The 14664-nt window shown below is 44.8% G+C and carries 11 protein-coding genes; 3 read left to right on the top strand and 8 right to left on the bottom strand.

All coding sequences use genetic code 11. From position 1 onward, the window contains the following. Positions 1-246: 246 nt before the first annotated feature. Positions 247-2160: a hypothetical protein gene (locus HRI96_RS08730; protein ID WP_210116993.1), complete on the bottom strand. Its 1914-nt coding sequence runs from the start codon at positions 2158-2160 to the stop codon at positions 247-249. A 178-nt stretch (positions 2161-2338) separates the two neighbouring features. Here HRI96_RS08730 and HRI96_RS08725 point away from each other — a divergent pair, with 178 nt between their 5' ends. Further along, positions 2339-3535, top strand: coding sequence for a pyridoxal phosphate-dependent aminotransferase (locus HRI96_RS08725; RefSeq protein WP_210116992.1), 1197 nt, complete (start codon positions 2339-2341; stop codon positions 3533-3535). 86 nt (positions 3536-3621) lie between these two features. On the opposite strand, the gene HRI96_RS08720 is transcribed toward HRI96_RS08725, so the two are convergent. Next, the gene (locus HRI96_RS08720) at positions 3622-4665 is read right to left on the bottom strand and encodes a formylglycine-generating enzyme family protein (protein WP_210116991.1); all 1044 of its coding nucleotides are present in this window, start codon (positions 4663-4665) and stop codon (positions 3622-3624) included. Continuing rightward, positions 4662-5681, bottom strand: coding sequence for a magnesium transporter CorA family protein (locus HRI96_RS08715; protein WP_210116990.1), 1020 nt, complete (start codon positions 5679-5681; stop codon positions 4662-4664). The genes HRI96_RS08720 and HRI96_RS08715 overlap by 4 nt, the downstream gene beginning before the upstream one ends. Positions 5682-6266: 585 nt before the next feature. Here HRI96_RS08715 and HRI96_RS08710 point away from each other — a divergent pair. Next, positions 6267-6617, top strand: a complete 351-nt coding sequence (locus HRI96_RS08710) for a hypothetical protein (protein ID WP_210116989.1) — start codon at positions 6267-6269, stop codon at positions 6615-6617. Continuing rightward, positions 6595-7524, top strand: a complete 930-nt coding sequence (locus tag HRI96_RS08705; RefSeq protein WP_210116988.1) for a hypothetical protein — start codon at positions 6595-6597, stop codon at positions 7522-7524. Before HRI96_RS08710 ends, HRI96_RS08705 begins: the two co-directional genes overlap by 23 nt. A 108-nt stretch (positions 7525-7632) precedes the next feature. On the opposite strand, the gene HRI96_RS08700 is transcribed toward HRI96_RS08705, so the two are convergent. From HRI96_RS08700 to hflK, 5 genes are all read right to left on the bottom strand, one after another. Beyond that, positions 7633-8781 (bottom strand): glycerate kinase family protein, encoded by a 1149-nt coding sequence (locus HRI96_RS08700; protein WP_210116987.1) that lies wholly within the window; start codon positions 8779-8781, stop codon positions 7633-7635. Between the two features lie 248 nt (positions 8782-9029). Beyond that, positions 9030-10520 (bottom strand): acyl-CoA carboxylase subunit beta, encoded by a 1491-nt coding sequence (locus tag HRI96_RS08695; protein ID WP_210116986.1) that lies wholly within the window; start codon positions 10518-10520, stop codon positions 9030-9032. Between the two features lie 298 nt (positions 10521-10818). Beyond that, entirely contained in the window at positions 10819-12660 is a 1842-nt protein-coding gene (locus tag HRI96_RS08690) for a hypothetical protein (RefSeq protein ID WP_210116985.1), read from the bottom strand. Next, positions 12660-13649 carry a protease modulator HflC gene (hflC, locus tag HRI96_RS08685; protein WP_210116984.1) on the bottom strand — a complete coding sequence of 330 codons (990 nt, stop codon included), beginning with the start codon at positions 13647-13649 and terminating at the stop codon, positions 12660-12662. Before hflC ends, HRI96_RS08690 begins: the two co-directional genes overlap by 1 nt. Position 13650: 1 nt before the next feature. Then, entirely contained in the window at positions 13651-14646 is a 996-nt protein-coding gene (gene hflK, locus HRI96_RS08680) for an FtsH protease activity modulator HflK (RefSeq protein ID WP_210116983.1), read from the bottom strand. Positions 14647-14664 lie beyond the last annotated feature (18 nt).

Here is a 14664-nt window from a genome sequence, read left to right as displayed (position 1 = left end):
TAATTGCGGCGAAGTTGAATTTCGGAAAATAAAATTGCAGGAATTTAAAAAAAACGCAAAAAATCGCCGGCAAGGCGCCGGCTGAGCGCCTAAAAAGACCAGCTTTCAGGTAGTGTTTTTTTTGCTTTGGATACAAGACTGCATAAATTTACGCTTTAAACCTGTAAAAATTTTGTGTTACCGAAATAGCGCGGCTGAGAGAAACGGCGAATTATATTTGCTAAAGCGGATAAGTTTTAGGGTCGCTTATGTAAGTCCCTTTAAAAGATGCAGTATGTACATTCTTACATACATGTTAAGAGCTTCAGGCTCTCCGATCCGTTTCATATTGGGAGTATTGCACAGCGTATTTGCAAGATTTTCCAGCCGATTTTCATCGAACGTAACGCCGTTAAGCGTGTTGAATACGTTTCGTATATAGTCCCTGATCAAGGCGTTTACGTCTTCTTCCAGATTCACACGATTTTTTTTGTCTATCATCTTGTTCCATATTTTGGCATAGGAATCCATATCGCGTTCGACCGTAGAACCTTCCTGAACAAAGTGCCGTTCAAGCGCCTGCGCTGCCTGCGCCAAAGCCTTGCCCTTGCTTACCGGCTGTTTTATGCTGTGGGCGAGTTCCTGATCGTAATTGACTTTTTGAAATGCCGTTCCAGAAGGATTTTGCTTGTGCTTTTCAGGCTTTTTTGTAAACAGCGATATGAGCCAGCTGACGATGGGAATCGAATACCAAAAGGGCAGCGCGAACTTTGCGCTTGCCAAAAGATCCTGCTGTTTTAATAAAAGCAGGGAGCTGTAAGGCGCTAACCGGTCGTGTTCAAATAAGGGAAGAGGAATTTCCGCACTTTTTGCGCGCAGTTCGTATGTGAGGGTAAGCAAAAAATTCGCATTAAGCAGGGCATACAAAATAGGAGCCATCTTTTCAGTCTTCGAGCGTAAAATTTCTTCGTATTTTGCCTGATTGTACATTTCAGGCACCTTTGTGAAATTCCTAAGCAATTCTATCCAATTTTCGGTGATAATCTTTCCTACAGTATCGTGAGCTTCGTTACAAAGCCTGACAATAAGAGGCAAGATCTTGTCCTTGTAAATAAAAAAGAGCGTTTTAGATTGTACTTTAAATACCAAAAGATCCGGAAGGTGAGACGATCCTTCGTCGGCGTTATTTGAAGTCTCTTTTTCAAGGAATGCTTTAAGATCGTCGTCAGTATATAATTTTGTGAGCGGCACTCCCTTTGCATTTACGATTCCCGTAATGTCGTTTATCGTAAAATAGTAAGGAGGTTTCTGCAGCGCTTTTTTTAAATATTCAAGCGCTTCCCTCTTTTGATTTTCCTGTTTTATCTTATCCTTATAAAAGGAAATGATTATTTCCGCTATGTATATCGCCTGTAAAACGTTTATGTCTTCGGGGGTGCGGTCTTTTATGCTTTCATAATCCTGCCTGATAAAATAGCACAACTGTGTCCAAAAATAAAAATTATCGCCGGGTTCTTTTAGATCGTCTATGATGTCATTGGAAAAATTTACAAATTTATCAAAAAAGTTTTTTGTAGCCAGTTCTTTTCCTTGATTTGAAATGTGCAGTTTTTTTGCAAAATAACCGCGGTATTCTTCTTTTTGAAGAGGAAGGCGGATCTTCGCCATACAAATTTCTCCGAGCGTAGAAACTTTTAAAGACGAAGGAACTATTATAGGCGGAATTTCATGCGGCAAGGAAAGACAATACAAGATTTTGTCGTCAGTTTCTTGTTTTTTCAGCGCCCCGTGAAGATAGTCCGACGCATTTTTTTTGTACAAAATATCGGTCGGCACGGATTTAGGCAGGTCGGATATTGTTGGAAAAGGAGTCGTCGGTTTTATTACAATTTCCTGATACAGTTTTTCGAATTTTTGAACGTACATTGTTATGACGAAAATTGTGCGTTTTTTATCGTTGTTAATGATCAGTACTTTGCGGTCCGCTTCAAGTTCTTCAAGATCTTTTTCAATCTGAGCGTCCGCATTCCCTAAATACATGACCAGATCGGGCTGCTCTTCAACGTGGATCTGTGCATATTTTTTTACATAACTGATAAATTCATCGTAATCTACAGTGTATGTGTTTAAACGGTTTGCGTAAAATTTTAACAATATATTAATTATAGATTTTTTCGCCATAAGTCAAATTTAATATAGCAGTAAACTATGAGTTAGGGAAGAGGATGACGGCCGATTAACGGCTGAAATTCACATATGATTGGAATTTAATTATTTTTTCATTGAAAGCGCGCCGGCAGCCTTGAAAGCGCATTGACGGCCTTCCTCCGAATATTTAAAATACACAAGAGGAAAAAATATGCTGTCAAAACGTATGAGCTTTTTGCACCCTTATGTTCCGGGCGAACAGCCTAAAGACAGGGATTATATAAAACTGAATGCAAATGAAAACCCTTATCCCCCGTCGCCTGAAGTGACGGCCGCCGTAAATAAATTTTTATCCGAAAACCCTGAAAAATTGGGACTGTATCCCGACCCCGATTCCGGCGATTTAAGAGCCGAAATAGCCGCTATGATAAACAAAACGGGAGGCGTTCTTTCAAGGACGCTAACGTCTTTTTCTTCCGGTTCTGACGAACACAGCATTGGCGCCGGTTCAATCGAATGCGCTTCCTGTGTTCCTTCCGAAAAAGACAAAATACCTTTTACCGTCTTTCCCGATATGATCTACACGGGAAACGGCAGCGACGAAGTGCTTTCTTTTATATTTTTCGCTTTTTTTGACGAAGACAGACCTCTTATAGTTCCGAAATTTTCTTACAGTTTTTATCCTGTTTACTGCGGGTTTTACAATATTCCGTTTTGCCCCGTTCCGTTAAAGAAAGACTGGAGCGTTGACGGCGAAAAGATGGTTTTTGAGGCGAATAAAACAAATTCAGGAATGATTTTTGCAAACCCGAACGCTCCTACGGGAATAGGATTGCCCCGTTCGCTTATAAGACAGATGCTTTTAGCCGCTCCCAAGGATAAGGCCTTTGTCGTAGACGAAGCCTATGCGGATTTCGGAGGAGAAAGCTGCATTCCTTTGCTTCAGGAATTTAAAAACCTCATAATAGTGCGTACATTCAGCAAAAGCCTTTGCGGAGCGGGAATGAGGAGCGGTTATATAGTTGCAAGCCCGGAAGTTGTAAGAGCCGTAACGACCGTAAAAAATTCGCTGAATCATTTTCCTGTGGATGCGGTAACGCAGGTTGCCTGCCGCGCCGCATGCAGATCCGCCGCATATTATGTGAATTGCGCAAAAGCCCTAGTTGAAGAACGTGAAAAATTCACTAGGTTCTTGCAAGATTGCGGCTGGGAAGTTCTTCCTTCGCAGACAAATTTTGTATTTGCAAAAAAAAGCGGGGTAAGCGGGCAAGAAGCCTACCGGAAGATAAAAGAAGACGGAATTTTAGTCAGGATATTTTCTACGCCGGGGATAGAAGACTTTTTAAGAATTTCCATAGGAACTCCGGCTCAAATGCTTGCCTTGCAAAGATCCATGGAAGATCTGTAGGCGGAGTTTTAGCGGTAATTTTTAGGCAAATGCAAAGGCATTCTTGAAAATTGATATTTTCTGCAATGCCACGCTTTAAGGAAATTCTACTGCTGTTTTAAATACTCCGAAAAATCGTGCGAAAAATTTTTCGAAAGATTTTCGCCGCTCGAGCAAAATCTGAATCCCAGATAGTTGTATATTGCATTCGGATCGTAGGAATAGCGGTCTCCGCAGAATATAAAGCCCGTATAAGGCGACCAGCTTCCCCCTCTTGCCGTCCGCTCAAATCCGTATACTGGGCCTGTGGCGCGCTCTCCCGGAGACATGTCCTTGTACGTATCCATCCAGTCCCAGCAAAACTCAAGCACGTTTCCGCTCATGTCAAAAATGCCCGATCCGTTTGCATTTCCGCTTCCGGGGACGGGGAGCGCGTCTGGCGAAAAAGGCGTTCCCGCGGTTCCTACGGTTCTTGTTCCGTCTGAATTGCCGTCGTACCAAGCAACAGTGTCCTGGAGCACGCTTTCGTCGTTATTGCCGTAGCGGTCGATCTGTCCGCTGGCCGAGTCGCCGCGCTGAAATCCTGCCTGAGTCCGGCGGGCGGCATATTCCCATTCAGCTTCGGACGGAAGCCGGAACCCGTCCGCTTCCCAGTCGCACTGCGCCAGATCCAGCACGGCCGTATCGCACGAATCCCTGATAACCTCGCCCTTGTATGTGTAGCAGGGAGTTTTGCCGTATATTTCGCTTAAAGCGTTGCACCATACGGCCGCATCATGCCAGCTTATCATTGTGACCGGCTGAAAACGGTTTTTTTCAGTGGGCGCCTGTCCGCGCCGTCCGCCGGAGCCTTCCTGCCCGAGATTTTGAAATTGATAGCCGTTATTTTCCGCCCAAATTCTTACCGTATACCATAATTCATAGCACGTTTCATACTTGTTCATTAAAAACGGCGTTATCCAGCGGACGGCTGTGTAAGACTGCGTGTTATCCCCGATCGTGTAAACATCGTAAACGGCGTTCGCATCCGGGCCGAGCCTTACCATGTCGATTTGGACGAAATCCTGTATGAAAATATTTGCCTGCGCTCCTGCGGAAAACGTAAAGAATAAAAGAATAATTGTAACAAAAAACGGGCGTCGTTTTTTCATTTGGAATCTCCGCGCTGTCTTTTTTTATTTTTACGCTCTTTTGCTTTTTTTCTGAGCGCCGGAGAAACTTGCTGGAGCGAAGACCTGTCGCCGAAAAGAATCCGCGCAAACATGGTTGAGACTATACAGATAAAAATGATCACGATTATTCCGAGTCCGCCGGAATTTTGGAAGGGCAGCGGAATGTTCATTCCGAAAAAACTTACTATAAAAGTAGGAATCATAAGAATTATGTTTATGATCGTTAGTTTTTTCATCACTATATTCAGATTGTTTGAAATTACTGAAGCAAAGGCGTCCATCATGCCTGAAAGGATGTTGCTGTAAGTGTCCGCCATGTCTATGGCCTGTCTGTTGTCCACGTCCACGTCGTCAAGCCAGTCCTGATCGTCTTCGTCCAACTTAAGAAGCTTGGTCTTCCTGAATTTTTCAAGCAGAACCTGATTGTTGCTCAAAGAGGTCGTAAAGAATTCTAGGGATTTTTCAAGGTTTAAAAGCTGGATTATTTCTTTATTTTCGATGGAAACCTGCAGTTCCTTTTGTATGCTTGCAGACCTGCGGTTTATCTCTTTCAGATAACGCAAGAATAATATGTCCGAGCGGCTTAGAATTTGGATCATAAAAGCGGGAAAATCTTCAAGCCTAGCGCCTTTTACTCTGTTTGCGGAAAAATCTTTTAACACTTCGCAATCCGTCCAGCATATTGTTATGATAAAATTATCTTTTATTATAACGCCCAAAGGAATCGTAAAGTACGGGATTTCGGCGTTTATTTCAAAAATCGGAAGACGCATTATGACAAGAATGTATTCGTCGGCCGCTTCTATTCGCGACAATTCGTCCGGGTCGAGAATGTCAAGGATGTGTTCGTTTTCGATCAGGTAATCGTTTTCAAGTTCGCTTATGTCGTCGGTCGTCACGGAACGGGCGTCGACCCACGTTTTCAGCTTAGGATCCAGATCTTCTTTTTTCACACGGATGAGTTTGCCGTGGACTTGCTGCCAATATGTGATCATAAAAATGTCCTTTTACGCGAAGATTAGCGTGCAGAACATTGCGGTATTTAATTCCGGCTTAGTCCTGCAGAGGCTTTTATGCAATTTAAGCTGCATAAATGATAATCTGAACTACGACTACCGCCGCTGTCCATAAAACGAACCTCCTTTGTGGAATTTTTATCCGCAAAAGCGGACATGTTTTTTAGATATGTGTTTCTATTTATTTTAGCAAAAAAACGATTTAAGGGCAATAAAAATTGTAGAGACTTTTAAGGCAAGAAGGGCGGATTGCGCGGGCAAAAGTTGCAGACTGACGGGCAAAAGTTGCAGTTTTTTTATTATCTGTGCAATTAAAGATTATGAGATTGAAATATGCGCAAAGAGCGCACTAATTCAACAGCCTCCAAAAATTGACATTTTGTTCGGCTGTTGAATTTTAAGGGAGAGTTTAAATTGAACGTCTGAAATATCGCCGTTCAATTTAACTTCGAGTTTCGGCCAAAGCCGAAACGTCGCTTATTAACGTATGCGCAAAGAGCGCACTAATTGCCCGGCTCCTAAATCTGACGATTTACTCACTGTGCAATTTTAACGGAGGTGTCGATGGCTGAAATTCACGCGTTTATGCTGCCGCCCGCCTTTTGTATGTATAACGGAGTCGCTATCATCAGCCAAGACGGAAACAGGATTCATTTCGGACTGACCAGGCCGGAGGATACTCTGCTCAGAATACGTTTATTCCACGCGTTTTCGTCGTATCTTCGCGATAAAAAAAATCCTTCGGCTCCTAAGATCAGTTTTACCATTTTGTCCCGGCAGCAGCTTTTACGCTATGTTTTGTATCTTTACGAACAGACAGATTCTTCCCTTGTAAACCTTACTGTAGCTCAGCCCTGCTGTCTTGCGGCGCCGCTGCGCAAGGAGTTCTTTTATGAAAATAAAAAGACCGGGTAAGGTTTTCAGGATATTTTACGGCGGTTTCGGCGGGCGGAAAAGCTTGCAGCGATTTAGGCTTTGTGGCAAAAACCTTGATTGTATTCCGTTCCCTATAACCGAAGCGGAGCGTATACGGGAAGAAAAATATCGAAAGCCGCTTGGGGCGTTGGATCGGTCTGCATGCAGGAGCCGAATCCTTCCGTTCCCGACAGGACTCCGCGCAATATCCCCTCTGTCATTATTTTACCGGACTATGATAAAAAAGAAAGCGAAGAAAAATCGGCTTCCGGCATCATCTTACGGCAATGATAAAGCAGAAACGGTTTCGAATACGGAAGAAACGGCAGAATCTGCGGTGCCGGATTTAGTGCGATATGCAACTTTAAGAGGCAAAGCAGTTTCGGACGGGTTTTCTGAACATAATGCGCCGGTGCACAGGGCAAAGGGAACAATTTCGGCATTCTTGAAAAGTATCGGAAAAGGCGTTCTGAATGTCCGGCATTTTTTATGCTTTTTGTTTTTATTTTTGATTTTTCCGTCGTGTAAAACCCTTCTTGAAAGGAATTGTCCTTATGTGATCGGCGACGTTTCAGTCGAATGCGGAGAATCTTCCGGAAAATATCATTTTGCCGGCATCCTTTTTACATTCTACAACGCCGGTCCTAAAACCGTTTCGGAATTTACCGTTTCGTTCAGGCTGTACGACGCCGACGGCGAAAATCCGTTTATCGGAACAAATCAAGTCGTCGCCGTGAATAAGGAAATTATCGGCGCCAGATCGGTGAGCGATATTGCGGTAAGCCTTGACGATTTTATTTCCGCCGTGCCCGAAGAACCTTACAGCATCGATTTTTTATATGTGTCCGAAATTAAGTACTCGGACGGAAGCGTTTGGCAGGATAAATACGGAACCTATGCGTTCTGAATTCTTTGCATACCTTAAAATGCGGCATTGCAGAAAATATCAATTTTCGAAAATGCCGCATTCGTGCGCTCTTTGCGCACAGTTATAAGATGCGTTTTCGGAGGGAACTCATCTTTTTCTCATCTGTAAAACACAGTCTGAAAAACGCATTATATTTTCCATCGTCAGCGCCATATCCTTTTTTGCTCTGAGCTTCGCTTTTGAATAATCCACCGCGACTCTGTTCGTGCTGAATATTGCGGAAACGCCTTTTGTGTACGCCTCTTCAATGTCGTCTCCTATATCGCCGACCACGGCTATGAGCGGTACGTCCGCCTTTTTTGTCCTTTTGGCTATACCTATGACCACCTTACCGCGAAGGCTTTGCGTGTCTATTTTCCCTTCGCCCGAAAAAACACATTCGGCGTCTTTAAGAATGGAATCGAAATTAACGGTGTCCAAAACGGTTTCAATGCCCATCTGCAGTTTAGATTTAAGGAATACGTTCATTCCGTAGCCCATACCGCCCGCCGCTCCCGCTCCCGGCGTGAGAGCCGCGTCGGCGCCTGAAGCGCTTTGTACGATTTGTGCCATATGCCTAAGCCCCTTATCCAGCCGCTTTACAGCGTCAGGATCCGCCCCTTTTTGCGGTCCGAAAACATAGGCGGCTCCGTTTTCGCCGTACAGAGGATTGTCGATATCGCACATCGTAACTATCGAACACTTTTTCAATTCCGGCGCGAGAGACGACATGTCTATCCTGCAGATATCGTGCAGGCTTCCTCCTGTGGGAACGAATTCTTTATTGTCCTTATCAAAGAATTTTACGCCCAAGGCTGCCGCCGCACCGCAGCCGCCGTCGTTTGTAGCGCTTCCGCCAAGCCCCATGATTATTTTGGAACAGCCGCTGTTGACCGCATCTATGATCAATTGGCCGACCCCGTACGTAGTAGTCTTTTCAGGCGCGAGAGCGTCTCCTACGAGCGGAAGTCCCGCGCATGCGGCCATTTCGATGACGGCGGTTTTTTTATCGGCCAAAATACCGTAAAACGAAGGCACGTCTTCAAAAAACGGACCCTTTACCCTTATGTTTTTCTTTTGGCCGCCGCAGGCCGCGAGAAAGGCTTCTACGCTGCCTTCTCCGCCGTCCGCTACGGGAATGCTCACGACAGGCGTTTCGGGGCGGAATTTTTCAATGCTTTTTTTCATTATTTCGCATATTTCGGCGGAACTCATGGTGCCTTTGAAAGAGTCAGGAATTAAAATTATCTTTTTCATTTAACCTATTCTCCGATTTAAAATTTTATTTATGAAGAAACTTTTTATGACAACGATAGCTAAGTATAAGCCTCTTACGTTTATTTCGCTATGCTTTTAAAGTTTTTTTTATGCGAATTTTCGTTTTTCTTGCGTTTACGGGTGAGGGGGTTGTTCATATGTGAGGATTTATGGGATAAAAAATGACCGGCGGATTTTGCGAGCGATCGCAAAATCCGCCGGCCTATGTCTATAGCGCGCGCCTGTTTTTATAAAGGAATATTTCCGTGTTTTTTTAACGGATGATCCATCGCGGTTTTGTTTTCAAGAACGGCAAAGCTTTCCGCCACACGGGAGCGCGTTTCTTCAGGATTGATTACTTCGCTTATATACCCGCGCTGGGCCGCTATCGTAGGCGTCATTATAGTATCTTTATATTCCTGAGATTTTTCGGCGACGAAGGCCGCTTTTGCCGGATCGCTCATTTCTTTTGCATATAAGATACCGAGCGCGCCTTCCGCCCCCATGACCGCTATTTCCGAAGCCGGCCACGCGTAGACAAAGTCCGCGCCGAGGTGTTTGGAACACATCGCTATGTATGCTCCGCCGTAAGCTTTTCGCGTTATGACCGTCACCTTGGGAACCGAAGCTTCGCTGTATGCAAAAATAACCTTCGCACCGTGGCGGATAATTCCCTTTTGTTCTTCTTCCGGCCCGGGAATAAAGCCCGGAACATCGACAAAGGTCAAAAGCGGAATATTAAAAGAATCGCAGTAGCGGACGAAACGGGCGATTTTATCGCTTGCATCGCAGTTGAGAACTCCGCCTAAACCGGCCGGATTGTTTGCGACTATTCCTACCGTCCGTCCTTCGATCTTTCCGAAGCCTACGCTTGCGTTTGCCGCAAATTCTTCCATAACTTCAAAAAAAGTATCTTCGTCGACAACGCACTTGATAACTTCGCGGATATCGTATCCTTTTTTGGAATTGTCGGGCAAGATTTCAGTTATCTGTTTTTGCATTTTTTTTGCATTGTATTTGGGTTTTTCGTCGCTTTTAAGCTTGTCGCCGTAATAATGCGGAATGTAATCCAGCAACTGTCTGACCTTTGCGTAGCAGTCGTTTTCATTTTCACAGCGGAAGTGCGCTACGCCCGATTTTTTTGAGTGAATCGCCGCTCCGCCGAGATCTTCAGTGCTTATGTCGAGGAACATGACGGATTTTACGACCTTAGGACCCGTTATAAAAAGCTGACTTACTTTGTCGACGGTAAAAATAAAGTCCGTAATTCCAGGGGAATAAACGGCGCCGCCTGCGCAAGGCCCCGCTACAATTGAAATCTGCGGAATGGAACCTGAGGCGCGTACGTTCTGATAAAACAGATCTCCGTATCCGCACAACGCGTCTACGCCTTCTTGAATGCGCGCTCCGCCGGAATCATTTATTCCTATCACGGGACAACGCGCCTCTATCGCCATATCGATAAGTTCCGCAATTTTTTGCCCGTGTTTTAATCCGAGCGAACCGCCTTGAACCGTAAAGTCCTGCGCGTAAAGGGCGACCTTTCTTCCGTTGATCTTTCCGAATCCGGTGATGACGCCGTCATAAGGAATATCCTTGTTTTCCATACCGAAGCTGGTACAATTATGGCGTACCCCGGAATAAATCTCCTTGAACGAGTCTTTGTCGCATATTGCATTGATACGCTCTATGGCGTGCAGTTTTCCTTTTTCATGCTGTTTTTCAATATTGTATTTCATATCAAACCTCAACGATTTTATTTTACGGCGTTTATCTTTGTTTGTCAATATGACAAAAATTGTATTTTTGTCTGTTAAGAGATATGGCGGCGGAGCGGGGTAGGGGAGTAAGCAAAAATTCTGCGCAAGCTGCGCACATATAATTTGCGGTGTTTCAGCTTTATCCGAAATCCGCCGTTCAAGTTCGCCATGGACGGCGGCAAAATATGTAAAAGCGATAGTTTGGCTTTGTCCCTGTCATAAATCAATGCACACGGATGTACGTCGGTTTATAATCGTGCCTATTCGGCGGCGCCTTTTAAACCTTCATTCTTTCTTTTTCGGCGTTTACGATTTTTTCATCCGGAAGCCAAGGATATTTTTTTTGTCCGCCGGCGATTACGCCGCCGCCGTCCGTTTTTGAAAGCGAATATTTAAGATCTTCGACGACCGGCGCCATTTCAAATTTGCTTGACTCCAGAATTTCAGTTTTTATTCCCGTTACTAGCCATCTGTCTTTTATAAAAGAACACTGAACGAGGTCTTCGGTTTTATCCACGTTGATAACCGGATTTTCTCCCGATGTGATGATCTTATAATAGCTGACTATGAAGTTTTTTTGATCGCCTTCCTGCGGAATAGCGCTGTCTTCTTTTACGGGGCCGGGTTTTTCATTCCTTTTTATTATTTTAGGATAAATATCCGTTGGAAGCGTATCGCCGTTACTGTTATGCATGGCTAAGTGTGAAAGCCCGTACATCCAATCGTGACCTTTGTATTTCGGATTAAGGACGACGTTTACCCAGCGTTCGGGCGTATAAGTGTCACCGCCGTCGTAAGCCGTGCGCGCCTTTACGGTAACGTAAATAGTGCTCACGGAATTAAGGACGGCCGCAGGTTCGGCGCCTCTGCAGCTTTGCTTAATAAGTTCGGAATCGAGCGAATGAATTCCTGCGTAGAACTGATTTACGGTTTCTGCAGCGGTAAGCCCCTTTGTTGTAGGAAGACCGCTAAGCCTTTTTGCGTAATCGGCGGATGCGAACACCGTGACTATGAGCGCAATTGCGGTTGCTGCGATAAGTCCCTTATTTTTGTGTACGGCACGCTTGAATTTTATTTTTTTGTTAAGTTTTTCAAAAAAAAGTTTGCCGTCGCGCTCAAATTTTTCGCGTTCCATGCTTTCTGCGTTTCCTGCATCATCGCGGGAAAAAACTGAGGAGCCGGTTTCTTGTTTGCGGTTGCCGTTTGCGCTTTCCGTGATTTTTCCGTCCGGTTTGCCGTGACCGCCGTTCGTTTCCAATTCCTTTTTTAAAATTTCAATAGGAAAATTTTCTTGAAATTCCGCGCTTTTGACTTTATCAGGCGACAGAGCTTCATCCACTGCGGCTGCGAGCGTTTTATCTATGTTGAAAACCGCATATTCCAGCGGCAAGAAAAGTCCGTCGATGATGTCTTTTTGCCTTTTCTCTTCTTCCGTCCGTGCGAACGGAAGTTTTTTCGCCAAGGCCTCGTAAACTATTACGGCTCTTGTAAAATGTACCGCCTTCGCTCCTGAAAGTCCTTTAAATTTATAAACCCCGTCCGTCAACGCTTTTTCTTCTTTGGAGAGCGCGTTCGTGCAGTTTTCAAATGTGATTTCCGGCAAAAAAAGAACGTAGTCGTCGCCAGCCAATATACCGCCGAGCCCTACCGCAGGCACGTCTATCGATCTTTTCAACGCTTCCGTCATGGCGGCAACGATCAAAAAAATATTGTGATTTTTGCGTAAAGGATTCTCGTTCGATGAAGGAATTTGTCCGCAGAATATCGCATGGCCTGAATCCTTATCCGCCTCTATGTGCGAAAACGTCCACGGACTGAATTCTACGAACTCCGGCGATTCCTGAAAAAGCCCTGAAGCGGCTGCAGGTTCTGCAGAAGATGCGCTGAGAGCTTTATTTGTTCGATAAAAGTCGCCGCACTCACCGCCGCTATGTTTGCCGCCGTACTTGTCGGCATCGCCGCACTTGCCGCCGTTTTTCAAAGCTTTCGGGCGGAATTTTACGAGAAGGCCTTTGTCGGTCGTTAAAAACTGCGCAAGGTTTGTCTTACCGAATGCGGATTCGGTGAGTCCCGAATCCATGCGCAATTCGCTTGAACTTATCGAAATAAAGGTTGACATCAGCGTCTGCCGTTCGGCGCGTACAGGTATTTGAAATATTCCATGTCCGTGCTGTAAGTCGCGTCAAAATTTTTCATCGTGTTTTTATAAGATTCCATACTCTTCCAGAACTCATAAAATTCCGGATCTTTTGAATATGATTCCGTATAGATGCGCGCGGCTTCGGCGTCCGCTTTTCCCTTTGTTTCTTCGGATTTGCGGTAAGCTTCCGAGCGGATGCGGCGTTTTTCATTTTCAAGGCGCCCGAGCCATTCGGCTTTTTTCCCTTCGCCCAAAGAGCGGTAAGCCTGCGCGACTTGGTTTCTTTCTTTTATCATTCTGTTATAAACGCTTTCCGTAAGCTCGTTTGAATATTTGATCTGCCGCGGCACAATGTCTAAAAGATTTATTCCGTATTCAAGCAGCGACTTGTTGGCTTCTTCCGTCATCTGCAAACATAGGTCGTTTCTTCCGCGTAAAACGGACTCGTTTACCGTGCTTACATTTACGAGAGATTCTATTTCGGCGATTTCCTGAGCATTTTCGGTTTTATCATACCCGTTGGGTTTTTCGTTGATTATGTTTGACGAGCGGACGATTTCGCTGAGTCTGTTTTGCGTTATTACCGTTCTTGTGGACGAATCTATTATGTCGCTTAAGCGGTTGTAAGCCGCTTCGAGCGTTTTAAAACTGCGGTAGAATTTATCCGGCTCTGTGATCTTCCAGCGGCTCGTGGTGTCGACGATTATGAATTGATTTTCTTTTGTTGGAATTCTCTGAGAATCTCCGTCGAGTGACAAGATCAATTTCGGATATGTGACGACTGTGTCTATGACAGGCATTTTAACGTGCAAGCCCGCTTCCGTGTAAGTTTTTACGATTTGGCCGAATCTTGTCACTACGACTTGTTCTCCTTCGTTTACTATAAAGACGGGGCCTGTTTTTAAGATCAGAAGCACAAGGACTGCAAACCCGATTAGGATTTTGTATGCGGTTTTTATCTTTTTCATATTATTCTCCTGATTTTACGGTGCCTGCGCCGGAAGTCAGCGTTTTTACGGGCAGAACGTTTTGAAGTCTTTTATCTATGAGAGAAGGCGATTTGTCTTCGCTGCCGAAAAGATCTTCCATAGTTTCAAGATAGAGCCGGTTCCTTGTTATCACGGGAGAGCGGCTGTATTCCGAATACACTGAGTTAAAACGGGCGGTATCGCCGCGCGCGCGGTTGACGCGTTCCGACGCATAGCCTTCCGCAATCTGCACCTGCTGATCGGCCTGCCCCTGCGTTTTGGGAATTTCGGAATTGTATGCTTCTTTTCCTTCGTTTATAAATCTGTTCATGTCCTGTATGGCCTTGTTCACATCTTCAAACGCATCTTGAACTCCTTTGGGCGGAACGATGTTCTGAAGCTTTACGGCGTTTACGTTTATTCCCAAGCCTAAATCTTTAAATTTTTGGTTCATTGATTCCGTTGCAAGATTTTCGATTGCCGTGCGCTCCTGCCCCATTATGTCCAAAATAGCGCGGTCGCCTACCAAAACGTTTATTGCGGAACGCGAAATATCGCGGATTGTCTGCCGTTTGTCCTGCACGTTAAAAAGCCAAGCGCGGGGATCCGTTATCCTGTATTGGATTATCCACTCTACGTCGACTATGTTAAGATCGCCGGTAAGCATTGTGGATTCGTCTGTGATATTGTTTTTGTATTCGTTTCTGATACCGGAATTTATAGTCTGAAAACCGAACTGTTCGGTTTGGACGACTTTTACGGGGACGTTGTAGTTTTTGTCGATCCCGAACGGCAGCTTCAGTTGCAGTCCCGGCCCGAGCGTCGCGTAATACTTTCCGAAGCGCGTTATAACGGCTTGTTCCGTTTCATCAACTTTAAAAAAACAGCTGCCTGCGGCCCAAAGCGCTATGAGCGCCGCTGTTATCCATAAGATCCTTGAAGGCTTTAAAAAAAAATTTGAAAGTTTTTTCAGATCGACGACATTGCTCTGTGCCATTCGTAACTCCTGTAATTT

The organism is Treponema parvum (assembly GCF_017893945.1).
Taxonomy (GTDB): Bacteria; Spirochaetota; Spirochaetia; order Treponematales; family Treponemataceae; genus Treponema_D; species Treponema_D parvum_A.
Note: the sequence above shows the minus strand (reverse complement) of the source record. Positions and strands in the feature narration are given on the sequence as shown.

Excerpts from the sequence above, each read along its gene's own strand:
- HRI96_RS08730 (WP_210116993.1), bottom strand. The coding sequence starts at position 2,160 with ATGGCGAAAAAATCTATAATTAATATATTGTTAAAATTTTACGCAAAC.
- HRI96_RS08720 (WP_210116991.1), bottom strand. The coding sequence starts at position 4,665 with ATGAAAAAACGACGCCCGTTTTTTGTTACAATTATTCTTTTATTCTTT.
- HRI96_RS08695 (WP_210116986.1), bottom strand. The coding sequence starts at position 10,520 with ATGAAATACAATATTGAAAAACAGCATGAAAAAGGAAAACTGCACGCC.
- hflC (WP_210116984.1), bottom strand. The coding sequence starts at position 13,649 with ATGAAAAAGATAAAAACCGCATACAAAATCCTAATCGGGTTTGCAGTC.
- HRI96_RS08705 (WP_210116988.1), top strand. The coding sequence starts at position 6,595 with ATGAAAATAAAAAGACCGGGTAAGGTTTTCAGGATATTTTACGGCGGT.
- HRI96_RS08725 (WP_210116992.1), top strand. The coding sequence starts at position 2,339 with ATGCTGTCAAAACGTATGAGCTTTTTGCACCCTTATGTTCCGGGCGAA.
- HRI96_RS08715 (WP_210116990.1), bottom strand. The coding sequence starts at position 5,681 with ATGATCACATATTGGCAGCAAGTCCACGGCAAACTCATCCGTGTGAAA.
- HRI96_RS08700 (WP_210116987.1), bottom strand. The coding sequence starts at position 8,781 with ATGAAAAAGATAATTTTAATTCCTGACTCTTTCAAAGGCACCATGAGT.
- hflK (WP_210116983.1), bottom strand. The coding sequence starts at position 14,646 with ATGGCACAGAGCAATGTCGTCGATCTGAAAAAACTTTCAAATTTTTTT.
- HRI96_RS08710 (WP_210116989.1), top strand. The coding sequence starts at position 6,267 with ATGGCTGAAATTCACGCGTTTATGCTGCCGCCCGCCTTTTGTATGTAT.
- HRI96_RS08690 (WP_210116985.1), bottom strand. The coding sequence starts at position 12,660 with ATGTCAACCTTTATTTCGATAAGTTCAAGCGAATTGCGCATGGATTCG.